The sequence below is a fragment of the Staphylococcus sp. HMSC071G07 genome (assembly GCF_001811435.1).
GTDB classification, from domain to species: domain Bacteria; phylum Bacillota; class Bacilli; order Staphylococcales; family Staphylococcaceae; genus Staphylococcus; species Staphylococcus pettenkoferi.
The window spans coordinates 543-4,646 of record NZ_KV804783.1; the positions used below are offsets into that span (position 1 = coordinate 543).

At 40.8% G+C, this 4,104-nt stretch carries 4 protein-coding genes; 2 read left to right on the forward strand and 2 right to left on the reverse strand.

The genetic code is table 11. The features are described from left to right. Positions 1 to 106 precede the first annotated feature (106 nt). Together HMPREF2802_RS08805 and HMPREF2802_RS08810 are read right to left on the reverse strand one after the other, a co-directional pair. Positions 107 to 1,318, reverse strand: coding sequence for an MFS transporter (locus HMPREF2802_RS08805; protein WP_070503736.1), 1,212 nt, complete (start codon positions 1,316 to 1,318; stop codon positions 107 to 109). Beyond that, positions 1,318 to 2,478, reverse strand: a complete 1,161-nt coding sequence (locus HMPREF2802_RS08810; protein WP_070503942.1) for a hypothetical protein — start codon at positions 2,476 to 2,478, stop codon at positions 1,318 to 1,320. Before HMPREF2802_RS08810 ends, HMPREF2802_RS08805 begins: the two co-directional genes overlap by 1 nt. A gap of 187 nt (positions 2,479 to 2,665) precedes the next feature. On the opposite strand from HMPREF2802_RS08810, the gene HMPREF2802_RS08815 reads away from it, so the two are divergent. After that, a complete protein-coding gene (locus HMPREF2802_RS08815; protein WP_070503739.1) occupies positions 2,666 to 3,082 on the forward strand; it encodes a DUF2188 domain-containing protein in 417 nt (138 codons plus the stop codon). Positions 3,083 to 3,202: 120 nt separating this feature from the next. Further along, positions 3,203 to 3,745, forward strand: coding sequence for a helix-turn-helix domain-containing protein (locus HMPREF2802_RS08820; protein ID WP_070503742.1), 543 nt, complete (start codon positions 3,203 to 3,205; stop codon positions 3,743 to 3,745). The last annotated feature ends 359 nt before the right edge of the window (positions 3,746 to 4,104 follow it).

Genomic DNA, 4,104 nt, shown 5'->3' on the forward strand with positions numbered 1-4,104 from the left:
AATTACTCAATCAACACCACATTCTCTCTGGTTTGGATTGAATAGGGTGTTTCTACATAATAAAAATGGCACTGAACTTCAAATAGATTCAGTACCACTTTTAACCTTATGAATTGCCTCGTTCTTCGGCATCTTCTTCTTCTTTTTCGCGCTGGCGTTCTTGTTGTTTGATTTGTTTGTAGCGTTGTTTTTGTCGATAGCCGTAGGTACTTTCTAGGATGAGTTCGGCGTTGTTGAGTCCGGCACCGATTGCTGCTGCAACGGTTGAGATGGAGCTGGCGAACCATGCAAGGTTAAGATAAGTGCTTGCTGTGGCTGGTCCACCGAGTTGCATACTACTGCCTAGGTATCCTGGTGGCAAGACGACGAGTGATGCCAGTAGGAAGAAGGCGAATAAGAGAATGTAGTAGAAGATTAATGCAATGGTCAGTGTTGAAACGGTCGTGAAGTTGTAGAGTTTCGTGATGCGTTTGTCTTTACTGTGACGAATGGGTTCCCATAGGTTATGTGCGATGATTATCCAGAGCATCATTCCGAGTATTGAAACGATCATCATTAGGAAGAGTCGCCATTCAGTGTAGAGGTAACTTAAATTCCATAGTGTCGTAAAGATGATGGCGGAAGCGCCTGTCGTGAAGGCAACAGCTAAGACGTTACTAATACTGCTTACCATGTTGAGTGGATTGTTTGCGAATGTCATACCGCTCAAGAGGCGAATCATACCTTTCGCTTTCGAACTGACGAAATAACGACGGTGTTTGGAATTGGTATCCTCTAAGAAATCTGTATGTGCTTCGAGATTAGATAGTGGGAATTGGTGCGTCAAACGTTCTTCGCTGGATTGTGATTGGTCTTTGTCTTCGGTTTGTTGTTGGGCACGATTTTCATCTGCACTTTGTTCGGCATTGTGTTTGTTTGGCTGGTACTTGTTTACTTCTTCGACCACACCGATGATTGAACTTTTAATACGTTTTTTCACTGGACGCCAACCGTATGCTGGGACGGAGATGAGACTGGCACCGTTGTCTCTATTGACGTCGATAGCGATGACTTTATTATTTTTAAAAAGGGGTAAGTCCGTCAAACCGATCGTGTATTGCCACTCGTTAGTCTTCTGGTAGTCGGAAATCGTCTGGAAGATTTCTGTGACGTTCTCGGCTGAACCAGTGAGAGGGTCTGCAACGATTTCGATCTTCCACTCAACATCTTGTGAGATATGTTGTGCGAGTTCGTTAGACAAATCATCTTGTATGTGTGTTGCGATGTTTTTAGAAACACCGGGTGCGGCAACAAGACCTACTTTGATTGTTTGTGTCATTAAGATGAACCCTCCTCACTGTGAGATTGTTTCTTACCTTCGTAATTCTCTTGCTCGTTGTAACTTTCGCCTTCTGTCTCTTCTTCTTCACGTTCTTTCTCTAGCTGTTCGTAACGGTAGTATTGACGATAAGAGTAAGTGACCCGTTTGATCTTCTCAGCATTTTCCACAGTAGAACCTAAAGCACCTGCTAGGATTGAAATACAAGTCATGAACCATATGAGGTTAAAGTAGTCGAGTAATGACGGTAACGATTTCAGTGACGTCATATGGGTGTAAAGCCATGGTGGTACGAAGAGCATGGTGCTCAGGGTGAGTAAGATGAATAGGGCGATAAAGTTAAAGACTGTAATCGATCCGAGCGTCATGAAAGTTGTTAAGTTATAGACATAACGGTAAAGGCGTTGTGTAGAAGGGGATGGCGTTTCCCACAATTGATATGCGTAAATGAGCCATACTGTCATGCCTACGATGGATAGAATCATGAGTAAGATAAATCGCCAATAATTATAGTACAGAGTCATATCCCACGGTGTAGAGAAGATGGTAATGTATGCGCCAGTGGCAAAGGACACTGAAATAATCTTCTTGAAATCAAAGATGGCTGTCCATGGTTCATTGGCGAGAGTCATACCACTAATCAAGTGGGACCAACCTGATACAACGGATTTTAAGATGAGCCTTGTTTCTTTCTGGTCGCTATCTTCATCGGGTTGCACTTCATCGATTTTGGAGAATCTGAAGTGTTTTTTGCTGATGAGTTGTGCCTCTTCACCCGGTTTCATAATGTAGTGAACGAGATACGTTAGGAAGTGACGTAACTTGTTTTTAACATTCCACATACCGAGTGCTGGTAGGGAGAGCAGTGCTGTCTTTTTCTCAGTGTGAATGTCTGAAAGGACGACTTTATTGTCAGAAATACTCGGTAAATCGGTTATACAGATAGCGATGTCCCATTCTTTCTGTTTCTTCATATTTGAAATAATGTCCATCGTCTTATCCATATGTTCTGCCGTACCTACCATCGAAGCAACGTGTGTTTCGATGTCCCAGTCGATCTGATCATCGATGACTTTGCTGAAATCCTCTGCTAGTGTATCTTTAATCTTGTCAGTAATCTTATTTGGCATATCGGGTGAAGGGATTAACCCGATGGTCATCTGATTCACGAGCAGGGCCTCCTCTCTGAGTTATATTTACATGCTTAACTATTTTCCCGGTATTACAAGCGTTAAATCATTTTTATTACAAAAATTATAGAGAATTAATAGATTGTATGAGTGCGTTTATTGTAAATAGTAAAAGGTTATAGAATAGTGATTCAATAGCATAAAGGGAGGTTATTCTATGCCTTGGACAATGAACGACTATCCACAAAGCTGGAAGAACATGGATGAGCTTGAACGTAAGAAAGCCATCGATATTGGTAACGCGATGTTGAAAGATGGCTATAAAGAGGGCGATGCAATTCCTATTGCGACTGAACAAGCAGAGTCTTGGTATAAAGATGCAAGTCAAGATGAGTTGAAAGAGTTGAAGAACAAGCATATTACGCAACATCAGAAAGATGAATCTGCGCATCCAGAGAACAACGAACGTGATGTGCATGTTTATTATGAAGACAATGAATGGAAAGTGAAGACAGATCGTGCTGAACAAGCATCTGATACGTTCGAGAAGAAAGAGGATGCGATGAAGCGTGCACGAAATATTGCGGATAATCGTGGCACAGAGATTATCGAACACAAGAAGAATGAATCGTAATTAAGACGGTCGGGAGTCTAACCTTAGATTCCTGGTCCTTTTTTTCGCATTTTATAGTGAAAAGAACTTGTAGACGACGTGACGTCACGTTGTATAGTAAGTTCAAGGAAGGTGATAGAAATGACTTATACGACTGGAGAGCTTGCGAAAGCGTGTGGCATTACAGTGAGAACGGTTCAGTTTTACGTGAAAAAGAACTTGATTCATCCTATTTCTAAAGAACACGAGACGTCACGCCGCTTTGATGAAGAAAGTAAATGTAGAATGGAGATTATCTTGATACTGAAAGAATGGGGGCTGACGCTGAAACAAATTAGTCAGTTGTTGAATACCCAAGATGAAGAATCGAGGAATCATTTAGCTGTGCTTCTTGAACAACGTACGCTTGAGCTGAAGAATAACATTCAAGAACAACAACACATCTACTCTCGTCTTAAAGAAATTAAAAAGTATGTCACTGGGGATGACAAAGGGAGCAGTCTGGAGGAAGTCTTAAACTTAAATCATGCATCAATTCAACGTGAAAAAACTAAAAATGTCTACTATGCATTGATGAAAAAAGTTAGTGCCGGTATCAGTGCTAGAACTTGGAGCAATAACTTTAAGCGTGATTTTAAAGAAATTCTTCCCGGTATTATTAATCGTACCTTACTTAATCTATAGTAGCGTAACAGTTACGACATTTATGCATAAGCACGTGTCTTATTTCTGCCCAAGCTGTTATCGTATCTTTAAATCTACCTTGTGGCAGTTTATTAAAGCTCCGCATACACCGAAATCTCGTAAATTAGAGTGCCCGCATTGTCATAAAGTTCAATACTGCCCTGAGGTAACTACGGAAAAGTAATTTCGTTAGATGATTTAATATAACAACTTCAAACTAAGTTGTAAGAGAATGATTGCATCCTCGTTCATTTTAAAAAAAGTGAGCGAGGGTTTTCTTATTTTACACTAATCGAACTAAGACGTCCCTCTATAAAACTTTAGTTGACTCATCCCACTACAGTCTCATCATATACATC